Source organism: Polymorphobacter sp. PAMC 29334, from assembly GCF_019431245.1.
Lineage (GTDB): Bacteria > Pseudomonadota > Alphaproteobacteria > Sphingomonadales > Sphingomonadaceae > Polymorphobacter_B > Polymorphobacter_B megasporae.
The window spans coordinates 1,494,238-1,517,140 of the sequence record NZ_CP080243.1 but is presented as its reverse complement, the minus strand read 5'-3'; the positions used below and the strand labels follow the sequence as shown (position 1 = coordinate 1,517,140).

Annotated in this window: 21 protein-coding genes; 9 read left to right on the top strand and 12 right to left on the bottom strand. The window is 65.2% G+C overall.

Translation table 11 applies throughout. The features are described from left to right. Window positions 1–26: 26 nt before the first annotated feature. The 4 genes from KZX46_RS11070 to KZX46_RS11055 all read left to right on the top strand — a co-directional run bounded on the left by KZX46_RS11070 (window position 27) and on the right by KZX46_RS11055 (window position 3,875). On the top strand, window positions 27–1,415 hold the full coding sequence (locus KZX46_RS11070) for a glycoside hydrolase family 47 protein (RefSeq protein ID WP_226896225.1): 1,389 nt from the start codon (window positions 27–29) through the stop codon (window positions 1,413–1,415). Between the two features lie 86 nt (window positions 1,416–1,501). Next, entirely contained in the window at window positions 1,502–2,029 is a 528-nt protein-coding gene (locus KZX46_RS11065; protein WP_219776616.1) for a hypothetical protein, read from the top strand. After that, the gene (locus tag KZX46_RS11060) at window positions 2,026–2,853 is read left to right on the top strand and encodes a hypothetical protein (RefSeq protein WP_219776615.1); all 828 of its coding nucleotides are present in this window, start codon (window positions 2,026–2,028) and stop codon (window positions 2,851–2,853) included. The genes KZX46_RS11065 and KZX46_RS11060 overlap by 4 nt, the downstream gene beginning before the upstream one ends. Beyond that, entirely contained in the window at window positions 2,850–3,875 is a 1,026-nt protein-coding gene (locus KZX46_RS11055; protein ID WP_219776614.1) for a hypothetical protein, read from the top strand. The genes KZX46_RS11060 and KZX46_RS11055 overlap by 4 nt, the downstream gene beginning before the upstream one ends. A gap of 15 nt (window positions 3,876–3,890) precedes the next feature. Here KZX46_RS11055 and KZX46_RS11050 read toward each other — a convergent pair whose 3' ends face one another. Next, the gene (locus KZX46_RS11050; protein WP_219776613.1) at window positions 3,891–4,793 is read right to left on the bottom strand and encodes a ThuA domain-containing protein; all 903 of its coding nucleotides are present in this window, start codon (window positions 4,791–4,793) and stop codon (window positions 3,891–3,893) included. Further along, window positions 4,790–6,724, bottom strand: a complete 1,935-nt coding sequence (locus KZX46_RS11045; protein WP_226896224.1) for a pyrroloquinoline quinone-dependent dehydrogenase — start codon at window positions 6,722–6,724, stop codon at window positions 4,790–4,792. Before KZX46_RS11045 ends, KZX46_RS11050 begins: the two co-directional genes overlap by 4 nt. Window positions 6,725–6,843: 119 nt before the next feature. On the opposite strand from KZX46_RS11045, the gene KZX46_RS11040 reads away from it, so the two are divergent. Both KZX46_RS11040 and KZX46_RS11035 read left to right on the top strand, forming a co-directional pair. Beyond that, on the top strand, window positions 6,844–7,296 hold the full coding sequence (locus tag KZX46_RS11040; protein ID WP_219776612.1) for a type II 3-dehydroquinate dehydratase: 453 nt from the start codon (window positions 6,844–6,846) through the stop codon (window positions 7,294–7,296). After that, window positions 7,293–8,582 carry an MFS transporter gene (locus tag KZX46_RS11035; RefSeq protein ID WP_219776611.1) on the top strand — a complete coding sequence of 430 codons (1,290 nt, stop codon included), beginning with the start codon at window positions 7,293–7,295 and terminating at the stop codon, window positions 8,580–8,582. The genes KZX46_RS11040 and KZX46_RS11035 overlap by 4 nt, the downstream gene beginning before the upstream one ends. Window positions 8,583–8,592: 10 nt before the next feature. Here the strand turns inward: KZX46_RS11035 and KZX46_RS11030 are convergent, their stop codons facing one another. Continuing rightward, window positions 8,593–9,000, bottom strand: coding sequence for a VOC family protein (locus KZX46_RS11030; RefSeq protein ID WP_219776610.1), 408 nt, complete (start codon window positions 8,998–9,000; stop codon window positions 8,593–8,595). A 63-nt stretch (window positions 9,001–9,063) separates the two neighbouring features. On the opposite strand from KZX46_RS11030, the gene KZX46_RS11025 reads away from it, so the two are divergent. Beyond that, a complete protein-coding gene (locus KZX46_RS11025) occupies window positions 9,064–10,722 on the top strand; it encodes a carboxylesterase/lipase family protein (RefSeq protein ID WP_219776609.1) in 1,659 nt (552 codons plus the stop codon). Window positions 10,723–10,745: 23 nt separating this feature from the next. Here KZX46_RS11025 and KZX46_RS11020 read toward each other — a convergent pair whose 3' ends face one another. The 4 genes from KZX46_RS11020 to KZX46_RS11005 form a co-directional block, all read right to left on the bottom strand. Next, on the bottom strand, window positions 10,746–12,614 hold the full coding sequence (locus KZX46_RS11020; RefSeq protein WP_219776608.1) for a bifunctional sugar phosphate isomerase/epimerase/4-hydroxyphenylpyruvate dioxygenase family protein: 1,869 nt from the start codon (window positions 12,612–12,614) through the stop codon (window positions 10,746–10,748). An 18-nt stretch (window positions 12,615–12,632) separates the two neighbouring features. Next, window positions 12,633–15,593: a TonB-dependent receptor domain-containing protein gene (locus tag KZX46_RS11015; RefSeq protein WP_219776607.1), complete on the bottom strand. Its 2,961-nt coding sequence runs from the start codon at window positions 15,591–15,593 to the stop codon at window positions 12,633–12,635. Between the two features lie 94 nt (window positions 15,594–15,687). Next, a complete protein-coding gene (locus KZX46_RS11010; protein ID WP_219776606.1) occupies window positions 15,688–16,350 on the bottom strand; it encodes a TetR/AcrR family transcriptional regulator in 663 nt (220 codons plus the stop codon). Between the two features lie 16 nt (window positions 16,351–16,366). Continuing rightward, on the bottom strand, window positions 16,367–17,212 hold the full coding sequence (locus KZX46_RS11005; RefSeq protein WP_255615457.1) for a shikimate dehydrogenase: 846 nt from the start codon (window positions 17,210–17,212) through the stop codon (window positions 16,367–16,369). Between the two features lie 396 nt (window positions 17,213–17,608). Here KZX46_RS11005 and KZX46_RS11000 point away from each other — a divergent pair, with 396 nt between their 5' ends. After that, on the top strand, window positions 17,609–18,778 hold the full coding sequence (locus KZX46_RS11000; RefSeq protein WP_219776604.1) for a diguanylate cyclase: 1,170 nt from the start codon (window positions 17,609–17,611) through the stop codon (window positions 18,776–18,778). A 10-nt stretch (window positions 18,779–18,788) separates the two neighbouring features. Here KZX46_RS11000 and KZX46_RS10995 read toward each other — a convergent pair whose 3' ends face one another. Together KZX46_RS10995 and KZX46_RS10990 are read right to left on the bottom strand one after the other, a co-directional pair. Beyond that, window positions 18,789–19,070 carry an ETC complex I subunit gene (locus KZX46_RS10995; protein ID WP_370647539.1) on the bottom strand — a complete coding sequence of 94 codons (282 nt, stop codon included), beginning with the start codon at window positions 19,068–19,070 and terminating at the stop codon, window positions 18,789–18,791. Window positions 19,071–19,122: 52 nt separating this feature from the next. Then, a complete protein-coding gene (locus KZX46_RS10990; protein WP_219776603.1) occupies window positions 19,123–20,142 on the bottom strand; it encodes a polyprenyl synthetase family protein in 1,020 nt (339 codons plus the stop codon). A gap of 90 nt (window positions 20,143–20,232) precedes the next feature. Between KZX46_RS10990 and KZX46_RS10985 the strand changes: the two genes are divergently transcribed. Further along, window positions 20,233–20,511, top strand: a complete 279-nt coding sequence (locus KZX46_RS10985) for a chorismate mutase (protein WP_216709125.1) — start codon at window positions 20,233–20,235, stop codon at window positions 20,509–20,511. A gap of 1 nt (window position 20,512) precedes the next feature. Here KZX46_RS10985 and KZX46_RS10980 read toward each other — a convergent pair whose 3' ends face one another. The 3 genes from KZX46_RS10980 to KZX46_RS10970 are packed head-to-tail and all read right to left on the bottom strand — an operon-like array spanning window position 20,513 to window position 22,855. Then, window positions 20,513–21,916, bottom strand: coding sequence for a sensor histidine kinase (locus KZX46_RS10980; RefSeq protein ID WP_226896223.1), 1,404 nt, complete (start codon window positions 21,914–21,916; stop codon window positions 20,513–20,515). After that, window positions 21,906–22,571, bottom strand: a complete 666-nt coding sequence (locus tag KZX46_RS10975) for a response regulator transcription factor (protein WP_216709124.1) — start codon at window positions 22,569–22,571, stop codon at window positions 21,906–21,908. The genes KZX46_RS10980 and KZX46_RS10975 overlap by 11 nt, the downstream gene beginning before the upstream one ends. Continuing rightward, a complete protein-coding gene (locus tag KZX46_RS10970) occupies window positions 22,571–22,855 on the bottom strand; it encodes a PepSY domain-containing protein (protein WP_216709123.1) in 285 nt (94 codons plus the stop codon). Before KZX46_RS10970 ends, KZX46_RS10975 begins: the two co-directional genes overlap by 1 nt. Between the last annotated feature and the right edge of the window lie 48 nt (window positions 22,856–22,903).

The following is a 22,903-nucleotide window of genomic DNA, read 5'->3' as shown; positions in this document are numbered from 1 at the left end:
GCGCCTAGTGGGAGGGCAACGCGGCCATGCTGATCGATCGGCGGATGATACTGGCAAGCGCCGGCGCGCTCGTCGGCACGACAGCAGTAATTGCCGGCGTAACCGGCACCGACCCAAACTGGCGTGCGCTCGCGGAGGACGTGAAGGCGCAAATGGCGTGGTCGTGGGATCTTTACCGGCAGCATGCCTGGGGCAAGGACGAGATCAAGCCGATCACCGGCACCTTCTCCAGCTTTCCGCTCAAGACGCATCATCTCGGCCTCAGCCTGATCGAAGCGCTCGACACGCTGTGGGTGATGGGTCTCGACAGCCGCTTCGAGGATGGCGTCAACTGGGTGAAGACCCACTTCGACCCCAACGTCGACGGCGAGGTTTCGGTCTTCGAAACGTCGATACGTCTCGTTGGCGGACTGCTGTCGGCTCACCACGCGTGCGGCGATCCGGTGCTCCTCGCCAAGGCGCGGGATCTGGCGGACCGGCTGCTCCCTGCCTTCGCGACGCCGACCGGGATGCCGTATCGGTTCATCAACCTCAAGACCGGGGTGCCACGCGAAGCCATCTCCAGTCCCGCCGATATCGCCACGTATCTGCCCGAATGGGGGATGCTCAGCCGGCTGACCGGCGATCCGCGCTACGCTGCGGTCACGCGGAAGGCGATGGTCGCGGTGTTCGAACGCCGCTCGAAGCTCGACCTCGTGGCGACGAAGATCGACGTGCTGACCGGCGAATGGCGATCACGCCAGGCAACCGTCGGCTCATACTGCGACAGCTTCTTCGAGTATCTGTGGGACAGCTGGCAGCTGTTCGGCGATGCCGAGTGCAAGCGGATGTACGACGTCTGCACCACAGCGATCCTGAAGCACCAGCAGGTCTGGAAGAATGGCGACCTGTGGTTTGCCGACGTCGACTTCGAAACCGGCGCGATCGTCAGCACCGAGCAGGATGAACTCGCCTCTTTCTATGGCGGCCTGCTCGGGCAGGGCGGCGCGCTCAAGCAGGGCGCGGCCTACACCGAAAGCTGGGCCAAGGTGCAGGCACGCTACGGCGTCCTGCCCGAAGGCTATGACTATGCAACAGCCGCGCCGACCCAGCGCGGCAACGCGCTGCGCCCGGAACTGGCCGACTCGGCGTTCACATTATGGCTGCTCGATCGCGATCCGCGCTGGCGCGACATCGGCCGGGCACACTTCGAGGCGATGAAGCGCTGGAACAAGGCTCGATACGGCTATACCGACCTTGCCGACGTAACCACCGAGCCGAAGCGCCAAGCCGATCACTGCCCCGGTTACTGGTGGTCCGAGCAGATGAAATACTATTACCTGCTGTTTTCGGACACACCGCGTTTTGATTACACGAGCAATTACCTGTCGACCGAAGGCAACGTGCTGGTGGGGCTGCGGCGTCAAACTCCATGACACGAACTCGGCCGATCATGACTTGCCTGCGCGCACTCGGCGCCGCTGGTGGGATCCTGACCCTGCGACCATGCCGCGGTTCGATCGTGCTCGTCCTCGCCGTGCTGACGACGATCCCGCGCCCGTTACCGGCAGCGCCGGTTGCCACCTCCCGTGCCGCTCCGCCGATCCTGCGCCTGACGCAGCGGCGCGACCGGACGGTGGTATCGCTCATCCAGCCGACCGCGAGGCCGGTGGTCCTGCCGCCGGACGACGGCATCTACCCGAACAGTCTCGGACAGACCCGGATCGTCGCCGCTCGTCGAGGCGGGTTTGTCATCTTCACCACCGATTATGCGTCGCGGCCAAACGGCGGACGTCACCAGTGCGGCGCGGGCACGGAAACAATGCTGCGGGTCGTGGCCCTGCGGCCGGCCTTGCATCAGACGTTCGCGCTCCGGACCGCGAGTTGCTGGCGCACGATCGACGAGGGCGAGATCGGCTGGGACGACAAGGCAGGTCAGCTCGCGGTCGAGCGCACCACCTACGATCCTGAAACGCAGCATCAGCGGGTGCGATACCGGGTGTCGAACGATGGGAACGTAACGATCCTCGATTCGACCCCGCTGCAATGACGTGGCGCAGCTGGCGATCTTGGGCGAAGCGGCTGGCTCCGCTCGGGCAAAACGCGTCGCAAAGTGCGTCAACCGAAGCCACACCTGAGCAGCTCGCTGACGCGAGCCGGCATGCCGATGCCGAGGCATTGCTGGCCGCCTTGTCGTCCGTCGCCCAAGACGAGTTCCGCCGCCGCACCGGAAACAACGCCCCGCCCGCATCCGTCCCCGAACTGTTCGAAGCCGTGAGTTCCTGGTTGATCAGTGCCGGCATCGCCGAGGGGCGTGGCGGCTATCCCGGCGGCCGCGGCAAGCCCGATTGGACCGCTTATGTTGCCGATCAGCAGCGCAACATCGCGATATTCCTCGCATTGGTCGAGGCGTTCGGCGAACCGCCGGGCGACCGCATGGCAATGCTGCGAAGCTACCAACACGCGTTTCCGCCGGCCAAACGACTGATGGGCGACGGCTATGAGGCGCATGTCGATGACGAGGCCGGGCGCTTGATTTATTCCCTGCCGGTCGACTCGGGCTTTGTCAGTCTTTCCTTCGCCTACCCGATCCAACAGACCGATCTCGACGTTTTGCTCACTGACCCGTACCGCCGGGCCGTGCTCGAAGTGGTGGCACACACGGTGCTCCAGCGCTCAATGATCCGTGGCAATCCGGAGGTGAGCCAGCTCGACTTCGGCCGCTTGGTCGATCGCACGCTGCACGCATGTGCGGAAGCGGTGGCGGGGCTGGTCGCGGAGATCGACCGCGACCATCATATGAGCGTCGACCATTTCGTACGCGAGGCGATGCAGCGCCGCTCGACCGGCGCGGTCGATGGAAAACCGGCTTGAGCCTCAAACGGTGGTTGCAGTCGTTCGCCGCCGCGCGGCCGGCGATACACAACCGGCCAGGCCCCGTCCCAACGATGCTGCCGCCGATCGACGGCACGAATCCGATTCATCGCCTGCTGGACGAGAGCGGACTGCCGTGGCGCGAGCCGCGCCGCCTCGTCGAGGCCCGCGGCATCTCGAAAGACCCGGCCTACCAACGCGACGCCATGCTCTTCGCCGATGCCGCCCGGCCCGAGGGGTTCATGCAGCCTTGGTGGGCCAGGGTGTTCGAGCGCTACGCGCCCGACATGCCGATGGTCTGCTTCAACGGACTGGTCTGGTTCGCCGACGACGCCGCGATCAACATTCACCGGGCGGCCGACTTCTTCGCCGCCCGGCTCGGGCCAGCCGTCGTCGGACAGCAGTATAACACGCTCGTATGCCGCTGGCAGGCGGGAACGGCTTCGCTGCAACTCCAGTCGTGGCCGCCGGCATGGCAGTCCCCCGCGCTGACGAACGCAGCGTATGTGCGTGATCCGCGACTGGCGACCGCCTGCAGCGTGACACTTCTCACCGGTTTCAGATTGCCCCTGAGCCCCACGGAGGAGCGTTGGGTCGCCGACTTCCGGCCGATCGCCGAGATCCGACGGTTCGAGACAGCGATGTCTGGGGAGCTGCGGGAAACTGCTCCACGCGAGACCGAGGTCGAGTACGCCCGGGAGCCCGGTGACTATCTGGCAACGGTGCAAAACCAGGTCGGAGTTCCGCCGGATCGCGCGGCGCTGATCCTTTGTACGCACCAGCTGTTCGTGGTGCCCGTGGGCGACGTCGTGGGGTTCGAGGTCCTGCGCTCGCTCCCGGCCAAGGGCGGCGGCGGATCGACGCTGTGGGTGCATTGTCGGACGACTTGTCCCGGCGTCGCCTACAAAAGGCTCCACGTCGCGGAACACGACAAACCCGACGGGATCGGGCCGCTGGGGCAGAAACTCGCCGCAATATTCGGCAAGCCCTGCGAAATCAGCCCCTACTTCGACGACGTGTGACCGCGCGCAGGCACGTCAGGCGAGCGGGTGCGGCTTCGGCGTATAAGACGTGAAGCCGACCGCCCATTTGATCGCCTCCACGAACATCGTCTGCGCACGCACATCGTCCCAGATCGCGTCGGGATGGCCGAGGCACGAATAAAATACGCGGCCTGCGCCGTAGGGTTTGGTCCACGCGATCGGAAAGTCGCCATCGGTGCGGTGGACCATCGGCGCCTTGGGGTCGACCGAAGTCAGGTCGATGCGCGCGAGCACGTCGACGTCGTTGCGCGAGTACGGCACCGGCAGCATCTGGTAGAACTCGTCGCGAACGACATCGCCGGTCTTGAAGTCGCGCATGAACGGGCTCGCCGGCTCCTCGACGATGATCCTCGCGTCGGTGATCATCCACGGGTGATTGTCGAACACCCCGCCGACCATCTCGCCATATTCGGGCCAGTCGGTCGCTGTGACCGTCGCGGTGTGGACGCCGACGAAGCCCTTGCCGTCCTTGGCAACGAAATCGAGCAGGTCCTGCTTCTGGTCGGGTGTCATGTCGGTCGCGCCGTTGGTGTAGAACAGGACGGCATCGAAATAGTCGAGGTTGAGCCCGCGCGCGGCTCCCGGGCCGCCCTTGGCATAGCGGCCCTTGCCCCAGACTTCGCGCTTGGTGATCGCGTCGATGTCGGTCCGCAGGATCGCCTGGAATGCCCCGCTTTCACGCCCCAGCCGCTCGATCGTCGCCATCGCGTGGCTGAGCCCGAGGTGCGCGGTCATGTTGCCGGTGCGCGTATCGCCGACGACAAGCAGCTTCTTCTTGCCCGCGTACGGATCGCCGTAGCCGGGAGGCGGCTTGCGCGGCCCGCTCTGGGCGAGGACTCCGCCGGGCAGGAGCGCGGTCGCGGCCGCCGCGGCGAGCAGTTTGCGGCGGTCGATCATTGCGCGGCCTTCGGCAGGGCGAAGGCGACGATGCTGTCGCCGGTGACAGGGCTGTCGAGGTAGCTTCCCCCGGTTGCCGTGATCGCGACGAACTGTCGTCCGTCGCTGCCGCTGTAGGTGATCGGGGTCGCGTGCGCCGAAGCCTCGAGCTTGACCTCCAGCAGCTGCTTGCCGGACTTCGCATCGAAGGCGCGGAAGCGGCTGTCGTCGGTCGCCCCGATGAACACCACACCGCCGGCAGTAACGATCGACCCTCCGATGTTGGGTCGCCCGGTTCGCGCCACGGCGGGCGGAAGATTGTCGCTGATCCCAAGAACGCTCTGCCACGCGATCGTCCCACGATCGACGTCGTATGCGGTCAGCCGCCCCCACGGCGGGGCGTGGCACATCAGCTTGGTGTCGGGCTGCTGGAAGCGTGCGCTGAGGGTGCCGCGCTCATACGGCAACGGTGCGCCGTCGGCGGCCTTTACCAGCGACGTCACCTGACCGAGGTCGCTCGAGTTGACGAACAACAGCCGGTTGACCGGGTCGAACGAACTGCCGCTCCAGTTGCCGCCGCCCTGCAGGCCGGGGAAACTGATCGTCGTCCGATTGAACCTGACCGGCTGGTAGATCGACCCGGCGACCATCTTGTTGTCGGCGATCCACTTGCCGCACCATGCCGTCAGCTCGGGAGTTAGCTGGGCAGTGTCGGTCGCCGGGTCGAAGGCCTGCCGCGCAAAAGCTGGGAGCGACGAGAACGGCTGGGTCGGCGACGCGGCTTCGTCCGGAACGTCGCTCGGCGGGACCTTGCGCTCGGTGACCGGGTAGACCGGTTTGCCGGTGACGCGGTCGAAGATGAACAGCATCCCGCTTTTCGAGGTGATCGCGACCGCGGCGATGGTCTTGCCGCCGCGGTGGACGTCGAACAGGATGGGCGGCGCCTCGAGGTCGGCGTCCCAGATGTCGTGATGGACGATCTGCTTGTACCACAGCAGCTTGCCCGTCGCGGCGTCGAGCGCGACGAGGCTAGTGCCGTACAGATTGTCACCGTGGCGGTCGCCGCCGTAGCGGTCGAACGTCGGCGCGCCAAGCGGGATGTAAACGATCCCACGCGCGACGTCGGCGGTCATGAAGCCCCAGTTGTTGTTGCCCGACCGCTGCTCGGCGCTCCCCGGGGCCCACGTCGCATAGCCCGGCTCACCGCGACGCGGGACGGTGTGGAAGGTCCACGCTAGCGCGCCGGTGCGGACATTCCACGCGCGGATGTCGCCCGCCGCGCCGAGCGCAGGAAACTCCTGCGTCGCGGAGCCGGTGACGACGAGGTCGCGCCAGACGAGCGGCGGCGACGTCATCCCGTAATAGCTCGGCGGCAGGCCATTGAGGATTTCCGGCGTCTTCAAGTCGACGATGCCGTCGTTGCCGAAATCCTTGGCAAATGCTCCCGTTGCGGCGTCGAGCGCGATCAGCCGCCCGTCGCGCGTGCCGAAGACCAGCCGCGCCGGTGTCGACGCATCACCCGGCCAATACTCGACCCCGCGCAACGATGGCTGGCCGGGCCCCGGGATCTCACGAACCCAACGCTCGGCTCCCGTTGTCGCATCCAGCGCCACGACGCGCCCATATGGGGTCGATGCGTACATCGTTCCCGCAATCACCAGCGGCGTCGTCTGCGACCCGGTGAAGCGCGTCCGGGGACGCGGCCGCCCGACACCCTCGGCGGCCCGTTGCGCCGTATCGACCGGCGGTGCGGCGGATGCGGTCACGGCAGGTCGCATGTGATACGTCCATGCGGGAGTCAACTGGTTGACATTGGCGGGTGTGACGGCGTCGAGCGTCGAGTAGCGCATCCCGCCTTTGTCATGGCCATAGGTCGGCCACTCGCCATCGGACGGCGCAGCAGTGAGGGGCGTTGCGGCCATCAGCACCGCTGCGGCACAGATAATGCGCACGACGACTCCCCGGAAACTTTATGGTTTAACAAGTTCGTACAAAATAATTTGCATGGCAAGCGGGATCGGTTACGTGAGTGGAAGAGCCGCGCGTAAGACCGGCGAAGCGGGAGGCGCTGATGACCGGCTCGACTGTGTTCGTGCTCAACGGACCAAATCTCGACCACCTCGGGGTCCGCGAACCTGCGATTTATGGGCATGCCACCCTCGCCGACGTCGAGGCGTCGTGCCGGAGCGAAACCGACGCCGCCGGGCTGACGCTTCGTTTCCATCAGACCAACGCCGAGCACGAGATGATCGCGTGGGTCCACGAAGCGCGCATCGGTGCGGCGGGCATCGTGATCAACCCCGCTGCTTTCAGCTATGCCGGATATCCGCTGCTCGACGCGCTCAAGATGTGCGACTGCCCGATCGTCGAGGTCCACATCAGTAATATCCACCGCCGCGAAGCCGAATGGCGGTCGAAGTCGATCATGACGCAGGCGGTTACCGGAATCATCAGCGGCCTCGGCATCGACGGGTATCCGCTCGCGGTCCGCCACATCGTCAATCTCCGCGCCGCCGGGAAATGACCGCGGCGAGCATCGCCGCTGCCGCCCGCCCGAGCCGGGCGCGGCTGTTCATCCTTGCGCTGATGACGCTCGCGACGATGCTCAACTATCTCGACCGCGCGGTCATCGGGGTCGCAGCGCCGTCGATGAGCAAGGAGCTTGGATTGTCGGCGGTCGTCCTAGGCCTCGTCTTCTCGTCGTTCTCATGGACTTACGCTGCGGCGCAGATCCCCGGCGGGCTGGTTCTCGATCGGCTTGGAACGCGCCTCACATATGCGCTCTCGCTCGGCGTCTGGTCGCTCGTCACCCTGCTCCATGCCTTCGCCGCCAATCTCGGCATGTTGCTCGCGTTTCGCTTCGGCCTCGGAGTCGCCGAGGCACCGTGCTACCCGTGCAACAGCCGCATCCTCGCGACGTGGTTCCCGCAATCCGAGCGCGCCCGCGCGACCTCGGTCTATTCGGTCGGCCAGTATTTCGGCCTCGCCTTCATGACGCCGCTGCTGTTCTGGATCGTGGCGCACTGGGGCTGGCGGGCGCTTTTCCTCGTCGTCGGCGGGGTCGGCATCGCGTTCGGTTGGGGCTGGTATCTGCTCTACCGCGACCCGGCGCAAAGCCGGGCGATCAACGACGGTGAGCGTGCGCTGATCGCGGCGGGCGGCGGGGTCGATGCTCGTCCCGCGGCAACCGCTTTTTCATGGGCAAACGTCGGCCGGCTGTTGTCGAAGCGCCAGATTCTCGGAGCCTCGATCGGCCAGTTTGCGAGCAACTCGACCCTCGTGTTCTTTATCACGTGGTTCCCGACCTACCTCGCCACCGAGCGCCACATGGACTGGATCAAGTCGGGCGTGTTCGCGGTGCTGCCATATATCGCCGCCTCGGTCGGAGTGCTGATTGGCGGCGCGGTGTCGGACTGGCTGATCCGCCGCACCGGCTCGGCGAACATCGGGCGCAAGCTGCCGGTCGTCGCCGGGCTGTTGCTGACCTCGACGATCCTGCTGGCGAACTACGTCGACGACAACCGGCTGGTCATCCTCGTCATGTCGATCGCATTCTTCGGACAGGGCATCTGCAACCTCGGCTGGACGCTGATCTCCGACGTCGCACCGAAAGAGATGATCGGGCTGACCGGCGGGGTGTTCAACCTGTGCGCCAACCTCGCCGGGATCGTCACGCCGATCGTCATCGGCTTCGTCGTCGCCGCGACCGGATCGTTCTACGGCGCGCTCGCCTACATCGGGGCGGTCGCACTGCTCGGGGCGGGGTCGTACATCTTCATCGTCGGGGACGTGCACCGTGTCGAGCTTTGACGCCCCGCGGTTAGTCCGGCCGTCGCGCGTTTTCGTGCCCGAAGGTCAGTTCGATGCGGATGCCGTTGGGGTCGCGCAGGTTGAACTGGACGAGCCCCGGCACGCGCGTCTGGCGAACGTCATAGGTGACCCCTGCCCGGTCGAGCCGCTCGGCCATGCCGGCTTGATCCGAACAGTCGAAGGCGATGTGGTCGAGGCGTCCGGCCGCTCCGGCCGGGCGGTCGACCTCGCCGGGCAGCATCGCGTTGACGTGGATGATCGGGTGGCCGTCGGCGCTGTGCAGCCACGCGTTGCCCGTCTGGTCGCCCATCGTCGCCGCCGGGCCGCGGACCAGATCGAAGACCGTTTCGAAGAACGCCATCGTCGCCGCGAACTCCGGGGTCCGGATGTTGATGTGGCCGATGCGCTCGATCGCCATGCAGGTCGCTCCGGTTACCAATACCGGCGCGAGAATGCGGGATGACCAAGGGGAGAACAAGCGATGAAAGCTCGACGTAATCGGCTGGCGGGCGCGGTAGCGCTGCTTCTCGGCGCGACCACGCTCGGCGCGGCGATGCTGCCGATCGCGTCCGACCCGGTGATGACCGCGAGCGGCAAGGTTTCGGGAACGCGCCTTGCGGGCGTCCGCGCTTACCTCGGAATTCCCTACGCAGCGCCGCCGGTCGGCCAACTGCGCTGGGCCGCACCGCAGCCGATGCATTGGGACGGCATCTTCAACGCCGATCGCACGGGTGCCGAGTGCATCCAGGTGCTCCGCCCGCACGACATCAACCATTATTTCGGCGAGGAGCCGACCTCGGAAAACTGCCTTACCCTCAACCTGTGGACCCCGACGCGTGCGACCCCGGCATCGAAGCTGCCGGTCGTGGTGTTTATCTACGGCGGCGGCTTCACTGTCGGATCATCGGGAATGCCGAACTATGGCGGCGAGCCGATTGCGCGCGCCGGGGCGGTGTTCGTCAACTTCAACTATCGCGTCGGGGCGTTCGGCTTTCTCGCCCATCCGGCACTGACCGCAGAACAGGGCGGCCATTCGGGCAATTACGGCCTGATGGACCAGATCGCCGCATTGAAGTGGGTTCAGGCCAACATCGCGAAGTTCGGCGGTGACCCGTCGAAGGTCTTGATCGTCGGGCAGTCGGCAGGTGCTTCGTCGGTCGCCTCGCATCTCTTCAGCCCGTTGTCGAAAGGCCTGTTCCGCGCCGCGGCTATGTCGAGCGGGTGCAATTTCGCCAGCACCGGTCCGGTCGGTGCCGGCGAACTCAGGCTCGCCGATGCCGAAAAGACCGGGGTCCAGCTCCAAGAACGCCTCGGCGCTGCGGACCTCGCGGCGATGCGGCAGGTCCCTGCCGACCGGATCCTCGGGTTGCAGTCGGAATCGCAGCTGGGGGTCCACGTCGATGCGGTCCGCATCGGCGGCCCGATCATCGACGGCTATGTCCTGACCGCTCCGCGCGCCGAACTTCTCACCGCAGGCAGCATCGCGCGCGTGCCGATCATCGCCAGCTATAACGGCGACGACATCGACGTCGGGATGAGCCCGCTCGGCCGGGTCAAGACGCTCGCCGATTATCAGAAGACCGTGCGCGAGATGTGGGGTGCCGACGCCGATGCCGTCCTCGAGCGCTGGCCAGCAACCGACAGCAACGTCGTCGCGGTCGCCAAGCGTGCGGCAACGATGAACGGGCTCGAAAGCTCGTCGCGACGATGCGCGCGCGGCGTCGCTCCGCTCGGCGTCTCGGCGTCCATCGACGAGTTCACTCGCAAGCATCCGTACGTCCCGGGGGTCAGGATTGCCGACCAGGACATCGCGACGATCGGCGCGTACCACACCGCCGACATCCCCTACTGGTTCGGGACGCTCGACGCGTACAACAGTTTGCGCGCGACGCGCGACTGGACCGCATGGGACCGCTCGCTGTCGACACGGATGATGGGGGCGATGATCGCCTTCGCCGCGACCGGCTCGCCGTCGACCCCCGCAATGCAATGGCCGGCGTGGAAGGCTGGGGCCGAGACGAAGCTCGTTCTCGGCGACACTGTCACGGTCGAGCCACTCGATACGACGCGTCTCGACTGGCTGGCAGCGCATCCGGCGAAAGCAATCGCGAATCCTGCCGCGCAACGCGTGCGCGACTGAAGCTCAGCGAACCCTGTCGCAGTTCAAAACTGGGGCGGGGTGCGCAACCGGGCCTGCGCGGCGAGCCGAACCGGCGCGTTCGCCGCGCCGTAGCCGGAATAGTCGCGTCGCTCGACGACCTCGAAGAACAGCCGCTGCTTGAACGCGCGCGTGTACGCTTGGAGGTATAGCCCGTCGCCGACACGGTCGAACATCACCCCATGCGCCGCCAGCTGTTCGAGCAGTGCGTCGTCGAGCCCGAAGCGCGCACGAAGGTCGTCGTAATAATTCGGCGGGATCGTGAGCATCTCGACCCCGCCCGCGCGCATCGCGACGACGGTGGAGAAGATGTCGTCGGTGGTGAAGGCGATGTGCTGGACCCCAGCGCCGAAATAGCGGTCGACGAAGCGCGAGGCGAGCGTCTGCCCCGCCGCGCCGTTGAGCGTGATCCTCAGCGAGCCATCGGCGGACTCGATCGGCTGGCTCTGGACGATGCCGCGCGGATCGGCGACGTCGGCCGCAGCCGTCCGTTCAACTGCGAGCAGGCTCGTATAATACAGCTGCCACGAAAGGAATTCTTCGGGCGGCATCGACTGCGCGAGGTGATCGACATGGCGCAGGCCATGGCCCGCCCGCTCGCGGACGCCCGTCGCGACGAAATCGGTCGCCCAGAACGCCTCGTCGGGCTGGTCCGGGGTGAAATAGAGCAGGCTGCCGCCGACTGCGCGGAGCGACGGCACCGCAAGTTCGCCGGGTCCGCTGTTCTGGGCGAACGCCTCCATGCCGAGCCGCTTGGCGCGCGCCATTGTCCCCGCCGGGTCACCGACGCCGATGCCAAAGGCGCAGACCGACGCGCCGTGAAGCAAGTGGTGCGAATGGGCGAAGCCAGCCGGCTCCTCGTTGATCACGAAGTTGACCTCGCCCTGCCGCCAACGCGTGACGGCTTTTGTCCGATGGCGGCCGGCAGAGGCAAAGCCGAGTTGACCGAACCATGTCTCGAGATCGCGCGCCTCGTCACCTGCTGCCGCGAACTCGACGAAGGTAATGCCGCTCGGTTCGCCGCGATACGGGAGCGGCGGATCGAGCGCAGCTTCGGCCGTCAGTGCGCGAACATCGTCCTCGAGAACGACGAGCGAGCGGTAGCCGTCATCGGCGATCTGATCCGCCGCCCAGCCGCGGAACCGGTCGTTGAAGATCTCGAGCGACAGCGGCCCTTGATAGCCTTGGGCGACGACCGCCGCGACATAGTCGGTAACCGCGAAGTCGCCCTGCCCGGGAAAGCAGCGGAAATGTCGGCTCAAGTAGAGCGGGTCCATCGGCACGCCCGGCGCATCGGCGATCTGGAGGAGGAAGATGCGGTCGCCGGGAATGTCGACGATGCTTGCGATCGGAACGCTGCGGGCGAGCGAGTGGAAGCTGTCGAGGATCAGGCCGATCGACGGGTGATTGGCGCGGCGGACAATGTCCCACGCCTGGCGGTGATCGAAGACGTGCCGCCCCCACGCCAAGGCTTCATAGCCGACGCGGACCCCGCTGATCGCCGCGCGCTCGCCGAGTTCGGCAAAGTCCGCAGCGAGGCGTTCGGGGTCGCCGTCGGTGTCGGGGGCGACGCTGCTGCACACCAGCATCAATTCGGCACCGAGCTCGTGCATCAGTTCGAACTTGCGCTCGGCCCGGTCGAAAGCGCGCGCGCGGGCGGGGCCGCGCAGCCCCTCGAAATCACGGAACGGTTGGAAGCAGGTGCACACCAGCCCGGCGTCGGCGATCCGGGCGGCGATCTCGCGCGGACCGATGTCGGCGACGGTCAGATCGTTCTCAAAGATCTCGACCCCAGCGTAACCGGCCCGCGCGGTCGCCGCGATCTTGTCGACGAGAGCGCCGCTCAGGGCGACCGTGGCAATCGATTTGAGCAACGGTCTCTCCCGGCCCGATCAGAACGCGGTTCGTACGCCGATGGTCACGACGCGCCCGATCGGGTTGGCCTCGAACACATCATAGCCTGCCGCGATGTTGTAGAATGGCGGGTTGCGGTCGAACAGGTTGGTCGCGTCGACGAAGACCTGTGCCTTGTGCAGATATTTCTGCGGCAGGGTGTAGGCGACGTGGAGATCGACCGTGGTGTACGCCGCGACATGGTCGCCGCCGCCGGTCGGCACCCCGTTGGTCCGAATGATCGGGTTGAGCGTCGTGCCGCTATAGTTGCGATAGCCGCCGGTCTGATTGACGAAGACGTCGGCCGAGATGCCCGAGTATTCCCAGCCGAGATTGGCGCGGCCCTGGAAGATCACCGATGGGAAGGTCGTGTTGAACCCGGTGGTGTTGAGCACGCTGAAGGTCGGGCCATTGCCGATCTGCTGGTCGAACTGGAGTTCGTCGGTGAAGGCCACCCCGGCGGTGAAGCGTCCAATTCCGGTCTGCCGCGAGTAATTCACGTCGACATCGATGCCCGAGACCGTGAGGTTGAGGACGTTACGCTGCTGATAATTGTAGATGAAATACGCGGTCTGCGGCAGCGCGCTGACCTGTGGCTGTCCGGCGGTCGCAGCCGCGATTTGCGCCGGGGTTGCGCCGCCCGGATAGAGCGTGAGCAACGACGACAGGTCACTCGCACCGATCGCCAGCGCCGGCAGCGGTGCGGTGATGCCACCGCGAATCTCGTTGTGCCAATAGGTCACGCCGATCTTGAGGCCATCGACGAAATGCGGCGTGAAGTCGGCGCCGATCGAATAGGTCTTGCCCTTCTGCGGCTTGAGCGAGGCGTTGCCGCCCTGGAGGATGATCCCCGGCACAGTGCTTGTCCCGATCGCGCATGTGGTCGACGCAGCGGTGCATCCGGGCAGCGCCGCCGCTCCGGCGAAACTCGCGACCGGAACGTTGACCTGGCCGAGCGCGAACACGCCGTAGCCCGATTCCCCGGTAATCCCGGCGGCATTGCTGCCGCGGCTGGTCAGCGCCGGGGCGACGAACGAACGGGCGTAGTTCGCGCGCACCTTGAAGCCGTCGAAGACACCCCAGTTCGCCGCGATCTTCGGGTTCGTCGTCGACCCGAAGTCGCTGTAGTGGTCGTACCTGCCCGACAGGTTGACGTCGAACGACTGGATGCCGGGGATGCCCATCTCGGGGCCGATGACCGGGATCAGCGCTTCGATATAACCCGACTGCACCGATCGGGCGTAGGTCAGGTTAGCGGTTGCCGACCCGCTCGACGAGGGACCGATGTTGAGCGGGCGGGTGATGTCCTGTCGCAGCGTATAGTGGATCAGCTCGCCGCCGACGGCGACCTTCACGTCACCGGCGGGGAGGTGGAACAGGCTGCCGTCGATCTTGAGCGTGCCATCCTCGATCGTCTGGCGCGCGAGATAGGTCTGCGTCGAATCGACGAGGCTCGCGCGGACCGCCCCCGATGTCCGGTTGGTCGCCAGCGGGTTGAACACGTCGAGCGCGTTCGCTGCGGTCAGGGGAAGCTCGGTGACGATAAGCCCGGTCGCAGGGACCGACACCGCAGTCAGGCTGCCCGCGCCGTTGGTCGTTCCGTTCAGCGCGAGATAGGCGCAGCTCGTGCACAGCTGGCCGAGGTTCTGCGTCGCCGAGTTGTCGACGCCGAATACCCCGCCGAGGGTGATGCGGAAGTTGCCGTCGAGCTTGTACTCGGCGGTCCCGTGGACATAGAAATCTTCCGCCGAGCTATCGATGTGCGCGCCGGGCCCGAGCAGGTCGTCGGCATTGAAGCGGACGGTTTCCGACGTCGCGGCGCTTCCCGGAACGCCAACGTAGAATGGGTTGACCTGTCCCGCGTTCGTGGCGGTCCTGAAGATCGTCGCGGTAACTGCACCGCGGGTCACGTTCTGGCGGTCGCGGCGGTTCGAGTAGACGACGTCGCCAGTGACGGTCAGCTTGTCGGTGATATCCTGCGTGACTTTCACCATTCCGTTATGGCGAATTTCCTGAGGCAGAAGGTCGGTCAGTCCGGTGAAGTCGCAGAACGCGTTCGCCTGCGCATTCGATACGCCTGCACCGCTGTAGGGGTAGCCGTAGATAGTCGAGCTTCCGGTCGGCTGGATGCTCGCGGGCTGGCAAGCGAACGACGCGCTGTTGGTGCCGCCCTGCGCGATATGGTTGGCTGCGGTGAAGCTGCGGTTGGCGGCGCTGAGCGCGTCGCGTTTCGAATAGCTGTAGGCGAACAGGACCGACCCGCCCGCCCATGTCTTTCCCGCGAGAAGGCTGTCGTTGTACGTCTTGTACTGGTCGGCGAACCCGACCTGACCCGACGCCTCGATCCCGTCGAAATTGCGCCGGGTGATGAAGTTGATGACCCCGGCGACTGCGTCGGACCCATAGACCGCCGACGCGCCGTCGGGGAGGACTTCGACCCGTTCGAGTGCGACAGTCGGGACAATGTTCGGGTCGCCGAGCGCGTGGTTGATGCCGCTGAGCGCGAAACGGTGGCCGTCGATCAGGATTAACGTCGAATTCGATGCGCTTCCGCCGAGGCCGTGGATAGTCGGCGCGTTGGTCCCGGAGCCATCCGCCGAACCGAAAGCGCCCTGCCCCGCCGAACCCGAGCCGACGATCGCCGGCACCGATTTAAGGATTTGCTGGACCGACTGCGCCGGAGTTGCCTGAATCTGCGCCTGGCCGATGCTGATCAGATTCGACCCGACCGGCGGCGCGCCGCGGATACTGGTGCCAGTGACGACAATTTCTTCGGCCGGGGCCTGGCTGGTGTTCCCGGCACCGATCGCAGGTGTCGCAACCGGGGTTTCAGGGGTGCTCGCGGTCGCCTGAGCCGGAGTATGCGCAGTGCTGGATGAGATTTGCGCGACTGCCGAGCCGCTCCACCCGACAAGTGCAGCGACCGCCGTGCTCGATACGAGCAGACCTTTTAACCCCATGACGAATTCCCCAGGCAGACTTTTATATTTGTCCCCGAGGTAATGTACTAAACTGTTAGTGTCAACTTGCGGCGGGCGTAATGTGACGATCGTGCTACGGCCAGACGAGCACCCATTTCAGGATAATTTCGACGACGGTGGCGCGGCGCGCGTGCTGCACTTCGGGCAGCGTGAAGTCGCGGCTGAAAATCCTCGAGACAGTGTAGCTGTTGGAAATGTTGTAGAATGATAGCGCGCTGATGGTCAGGTGCAGGTCGATCGGGTCGATCCCAGCCCGGAATGCGCCGCGCTCGACCCCGCGCTCGAGCAAACGGCCAAGCACGCGGATGACGCTTTCCGCGCGGGTCGTGATCCCTGGAACGTCGCCGATATGGGCGCCGCGAAGCGTGTTCTCGACCATGACGATCCGGACGAAATCGGGGTTAAGGCGGTGCCAGTCGAAGGTCATCGCGACGAGCTGGGCGAGCGCTGCTTCGGGGTCGAGGGAATCGAGGTCGACCTCGGTCTCGAGCCGCCGGATTTCGTTGTACGACCGCGAGAGGACGGCCCGGTAAAGCCCTTCCTTGCTGCCGAAATAATAATACAGCATTCGCTTGCTGGTGTTGGTCTGCTCGGCGATTTCGTCGACCCGGCTCCCGCTCAACCCGTGGCTGGCGAAGTGTGCGGTGGCGACGTCCAGGATGTCGGTCTTGGTGCGTTCGGCGTCATTGGCGCGGATCGGGCCGCGGCCTGCGCGCTTGACTTCGGATGCGGGCACAAAGTCGTCCTTCAAATCAGATCGGTGACACCTGACGTATCGGCAACCCCGGCGCTTGCCCAGTCGGCGTCGTTCTGTCGCCGACCAACGACTGAAAACTGCGCATCATTCGCTCGATGTCCGGCTCGGCACCGGTGAAGATCCGGAACGCCTCGGCCGCCTGGAGCACGACCATTCCGACCCCGGTGACAGTGCTGCAGCCGAGCGCGCGCGCCCGGCGCACCAATACCGTATCGACGGGCACATAGATGATTTCGGCAACCCATAATCCGGCATGGAGATAGGCTGGATCGAATGGCATGCCAGGATATTTGAGCATGCCGATTGGCGTCGCCTGAACGAGCCCGTCGGCGACCGCCAACGTCTCAGCCAGCGAAGCCAGCGGCAAGGTTTCGACACGGACGCCCGAAGGCGCCAGCAAAACAACCAGAGCATTGGCCTTCTGGGCATCGTTATCGAAGATTGTCAGTCGGCTCGCGCCGAGCTTGGTGAGTGCGTAAGCCGCGGCGGCTCCCGCGCCTCCTGCACCGATCAGCACGACATGGCCGAGCGGGTTATTGCCCAATGTCCGGCGCAGATTTTCGGCAAAGCCCCACCAGTCGGTATTATGGCCTTCACGCGCGCCATCGGACGCGAACTTGACGGTGTTGACCGCGCCGATCGCCTCAGCTTCGGGACTGAGCCGGTCGAGTAACGGGATAACCGCCTGCTTGACCGGATATGTGATATTAGAGCCCGAGTACCCGTCGCGCTGCAGCCGATCCAACCACATCGGCAGCGCCCCGGTGCCACCATTATCGTCGAGGTCGATCAGGCGATAGCGATAATCCAGCCCAAGCGCTGCCCCTTCGGTTTCGTGCAACGCTGGCGAACTTGATTCATGGATGCCTCGCCCAATTAATGCGGTGCGGATTGCAGCGGGCATTGCTAATCTCTTATAGCCAGACGGCAGTATGTACCATCTAGTTAGACAACTCAATCTGCAGTGCAAGTAAGTGATGTTTGGATAGTAGCGGCGCTATCTCTGAAGACAAGCTGAGAGACGTCAGCGGCTAATGAACGCGCTCGAAGAAAGCCACCGAGATTATTCTGCAATTATAACATTTCACACGCGGGAGCAGCGATAAACAAGCGAGATAATCGGCAAGCCTCGGTATCGTTTTGCTAACCCCGTTTTTGCTCGCCCGCGCAAACGCTAGTGGTTAGGCCTGCTGAAGTGAGACAAAAATAGTACGCGGCGCTTTGCAGAGAGGGTGGCATGCGAGGCCTTTCCAACCGGCAATTGACGATTTCCTACGTCACGGCCCTTTCGATCATTGCGCTCCTGTCGATTGCCTCGCATTTGCTCCTCGAACGAATGCTCGCCGCGCATGCGGGCTCTGCAGCCGTCGTCAACATGAGCGGCCGGCAACGCATGCTGTCGCAACGGATTGCCGGACTCGCCGCGCAATATCGGTTGGGAGTACCCGACGCAAAGACCGACCTCGTCGCAGCGGTCGACGAGTTCGAGGTCAATCACCACGCGCTGATAGTCGGTGACGCAGCCCGCCACGTTCCGGCGGCGGACACGCCTGCCCTACAGAAGATTTATTTTGGCGGGCAGTATCCGCTCGATCCGATGGTCAAAGCCTATCTTGCTCACGCGCGGCGAGTTTTGACGATGACACAGGAGGATCCGGCTCTCCCGGCAGAAATTTCTGCGTTGGCGGCAGCGGCTCGCATCCGGTTGATCGACGGACTGAATGCGGTGGTGACGGAGCACGTCCATGAGAGCGAACGGCAATTAGCGAACCTCGAATTGTTGCAAAACTTGTTGCTGATCGTCGTTCTCTTGACGCTATTTTTTGAGGCGCTTGGCATTTTCAGACCGATGGTCACACGGATGACCCGCTATTCGAACGAGCTCTTTCAGCTGGCGAGTACCGACCCGCTGACCGGAGCACTGAATCGGCGCAGCTTCGACGAGCGTGCGGGCGCCGAACTGGCGCGGGCTTATCGGTACAAGGAGCCCGTTTCCATGCTCATGATCGACGCCGACAACTTTAAACGGGTCAACGACACGTACGGGCACAGTGGCGGCGATCAAGTTCTCGTTGCGCTGGCTGCCTACCTGAAAAATGCGGCTCGCCGAAACGATCTCGTGAGCCGGTTCGGCGGCGAGGAGTTCGGAATTTTGCTTCCCGTAACCGACATCTCAGCGGCTCTCATCTTAGCCGAACGCATCAGAAGCGGTGTCGAAGACCTGCGCGTACCGTTCAACGGCAGCGAAATCGCGTTTACGATAAGTGTCGGAGCAGCCGAAGTCGACGCCGCCGCGACATGTCTGCAGTTGACCCGTGATCGCGCCGACCAAGCCCTCTACGCGGCCAAAATGAGCGGCCGGAACCGCGTCAGCGCCGCGGCGCAGCCCGAGTTCGAGCTCCAGTGAGGCGGCGCGTCTACTTGAAGTTGTCGGCGTAAGCCTGCAGCTTGAGCGGGTTCGCGCCAAGGCGGACGACATCATAGTCGATCCCCTTCGCAGTCGCATACGCCACCGCGCTGTCGAGGTCGTCGAACGCCAGCCGGACCTGCGCCGAGGTGTCGCCAGAGCCCGCCCACCCAGTCAGCGGGTCGAGACGCTTTGCCTCGGCGGGCTCATAGTCGAGCAGCCACTGGCCGACCTTCGCCTTGCCTGACTGCATCGAGCTTTTTGGCCGCTGGTGGATGCGAGCTTTCATCATGCGGCGATGCGGTATCGCGCTCGCCGCGTCAATACACGCGCGAAGTCGCGGATTAATACGCGCGCGAGATTGCGAACTCGACCGCCTCGAGCAGCGCCGCCTTTGCCGGATTCGCCGGGAAGCCGGCGAGCGCATCGGCCGCCCGCGTGCCATAGTGACGTGCGCGCGCCAGCGTATCAGCAATCGCCCCGCTTGACGCGAGCAGCTGCCGCGCGTGGACAAGTTCCTCATCCCCCGCGGCACGGCCAAGCATCGCGTCACGCCAGAACCTACGCTCAGCGTCGTTCCCGCGCGCGAACGCGAGGATGACCGGCAGCGTTACCTTGCCGTCGCGGAAGTCGTCGCCGGCGTCCTTGCCCATCGTTGCCGCGTCGGAAACATAATCGATCGCGTCGTCGACCAGCTGGAAAGCGATGCCGAGGTTGCGCCCGTATGCCTCAAGCGCAGCTTCGACTGCAGGCGGGCGCTCGGCGACGACGGCGGCGATCTGACACGCGGCGGCGAACAGCACTGCGGTTTTGGCGGTGATGATCTCGAGGTAGCGATCCTCGCTCGTGTCGACGTTGCGCTGCGCGGTGAGCTGCGCGACCTCGCCCTCGGCGATCACCGCTGACGCACCGCTGAGGATCCGCAGCACACGGAGCGAGCCGTCCTCGACCATGAGTTCGAACGAGCGGCTGAACAGGAAGTCGCCGACGAGAACGCTCGCCGGGTTGCCCCAGATCGTATTTGCGGTCGACTTGCCGCGCCGTAAATCCGATCCGTCGACGACGTCATCGTGGAGCAGGGTCGCGGTGTGAATGAATTCGACCGACGCCGCGAGTCGGTGGTGGCGCTGTCCACCGTAGTCGAGCAAGCGCGCGCAGGCGAGCGTCAGCATCGGCCGCAGCCGCTTGCCGCCGCCTGCAATGAGATGTCCGGCCAGTTCGGGGATCAGCGCGACCGGCGACTGCATCCGGTCGAGAATCACGCGGTTGACCTCACCGAGATCGCCGCCACAAAGTTCGAGCATCGGCGTCAACGACGGACCAGCGTCATGACGCGGGCGTAAGGGCAGGATAGTCGCCGACATTCAGGCAGCTATACGGCGCTGCAGCATCGTGACAAGCCCGCCCTTGCCCGGGCGGCGATCCGCCGCGATGGTGGGAACCGGGAGAAACCAATGACCGACGACACGCTGCAGGGCTACCGCGAGAGCATCGACAACATCGATGCGGCGCTGGTGTTCATGCTCGCCGAACGCTTCAAGGTTACGCAGAAGGTGGGGGCGTACAAGGCGACGGCGGGGCTCGCCGCCGCCGACCCGGCACGCGAGGCGGCACAGATCGCACGCCTCCGCTCGCTTGCCGCGGACGCGCGGCTCGATCCCGAGTTCAGCGAGAAATTCCTCCGCTTCATCATCGATGAGGTCATCCGCCACCACGTCGCGGCGACGCGCTAGGTCAGCCCGCCGCTGGCAAAGTTAGTGTCACCGCCACGCCGCCGAGATCTTCGCTCGCGCCCAGCACCACCGTCCCGCCATAAATCTCGGCGACATCGCGGACGATGGCGAGACCAAGGCCGGTCCCGGGCTTGCCGGTGTCGAGTCGCGCGCCGCGCTCGAATAGCGCCTCGCGGTCGGCCTCAGCGATGCCGGGACCATCGTCCTCGATCGTCACGACGATCTTGCCCGGCTCGGCCGATGCGGTCACGAAAACCCGGCCGCCGCCATAGATCGCTGCATTGTCGAGCAGGTTGCCGAGCATTTCTTCCAAATCCTGACGCTCGCCGCAGAAAACGAGATCGCGGCGCCCGGCGAGGTCGATCACAACGCCCCGCGCGGCGTGGATCCGCGTCAGCGTCCGGACAAGCGCCTCGAGCGAGGGCCATAATTCAGCGCGCGACGCGCTCGCGGTCCGGCGGCCAGCCGCGCGCGCACGGGCGAGCTGATGATCGACATGCCGCTGCATGATCGCGGTCTGGCTCGCGACAAGCTGAGCCAGGTCGGGCGCGTTCTCGCGCGCTGCGCCAAGGAGGACGCTCATCGGCGTCTTGAGCGCATGCGCGAGATTGCCGGCGTGAAGCTTGGCCGCGTCGGCTTGCTTGGCATTGTCGTCGAGCAGGTCGTTGATCTCGGTGACCAGTGGCCGGATCTCAGGCGGGAAGGCATCGGGAACCCGCGTCGCGCTTCCCGACCTGATCGCCGCGATCGCCCGGCTGACCTTCCGCAACGGCCACAGACCATAGGTCGACTGAAGCGCGGCGAGGATCAGCAGCCCGAGCCCGAGAAGCGAAAGCGACCACCATAAGGTATCGCGCAACGCCGCAACCTGAAGATCGAGATCACGGCTGACCTGCGCGACCTGGAAGTGGAAGACCGTCTTTGCGCCCGGCAGCAGCGCATCGCGCTCGACCACACGGAGCGGCTCGTCCTTGAAACCTTCGCTGTTGTAGAAGCATCCGGCGCTGCAATCGTCGTGCGCCTTCCACGGCAGTGCCCGGTCCCACAGCGACCGCGAGCGAAACGGCTCCTCGCCCGCAACCGAAACCTGCCAGTACAAGCCCGAATAAGGTTCGAGAAAACGCTGGTCGGACAGAGCGCGGCTCGACCGCGCCTCACCGCCCGGGCCGATCTCGGCGGTCGCGATCAACGCCGTCGCGGCGTAGTTTAGCTGCTCGTCGAAGTTGCGCCGGATCGCCCCCGACAGGACCTCGTCGAGCGCAAACCCGCCGATCACCAGCAGCGGAATGATCCACGCCGCCGCGAGCCCGATCATCCGATAGGTCAGCGAACCGCGGGCGAAGACCCCGCTACGCGGGCGCTGCTCGCGCGATCTTTCGTGGCGGCTCGGCCGATCAGCCGGCACTATCTTCGAGACTGTATCCGAGGCCACGCGTCGTCGAGATCAGGTCGGCACCGAGCTTTTTGCGGATGCGGGTGATGAACACCTCGATCGTGTTCGAATCGCGGTCGAAATCCTGATCGTAGATGTGTTCGATCAACTCGGTGCGGCTGACCATCTTGCCCTTGTTGTGCATCAGATAGCTGAGCAGCTTGAATTCCTGCGCGGTCAGCTTGACCGGCTCGCCGTCGAGCGTGACGCGGCCCGATCGGGTGTCGAGGCGGACACCACCGGCGGTCAGTTCGGACGAGGCGTTGCCGCTGGCGCGCCGGATTAGCGCGCGCAGCCGGGCAATCAGTTCCTCGGTCTGGAATGGCTTCGCGAGATAGTCGTCGGCGCCGGCGTCGAGTCCGGCGACCTTGTCCGACCAGCTGTCGCGCGCGGTCAGGACGAGCACCGGCGTGACCTTCCCCTCCTTGCGCCAGCGGTCGAGGACGGTCAGGCCGTCGACCTCGGGCAGGCCGAGATCGAGGATCACCGCGTCGTAATTCTCGGTCGCGCCGAGATAATGCCCGTCCTCGCCATCGGACGCGCTATCGACCGCGTATCCGGCACCTTCGAGTGCGTTGCGCAACTGCTTCGCCAGCGTCGGCTCGTCCTCGACGATCAGAACCCGCATCAGAACGTCCTTCCCAGAATTCGCCCGGTCCGCGCATCGACATCGACGTTCTTGACCACCCCGCCGGTCATGTAGCGCAAGCGATACATGACATGTTCCGCGTCGAACTCGCTGCCGATGAACTTACCGCCGACGCGCGGGCTGACCTGCGCGAGAATCGTGCCGAGCTCGAGGATCTGTCCCTCCTTCGCCATCTTATAGGCGCTGTCCTGCTCGCGCTGCGCCACCGCTGGTCCGGCGGCGGCAAAGCTCAACGCGAGCGCGAGAAAGAGCGGTCGGAACATGATACGCCTCGTTACTATTACGATGCGGCGTAGGGCGAAAGCACTGAA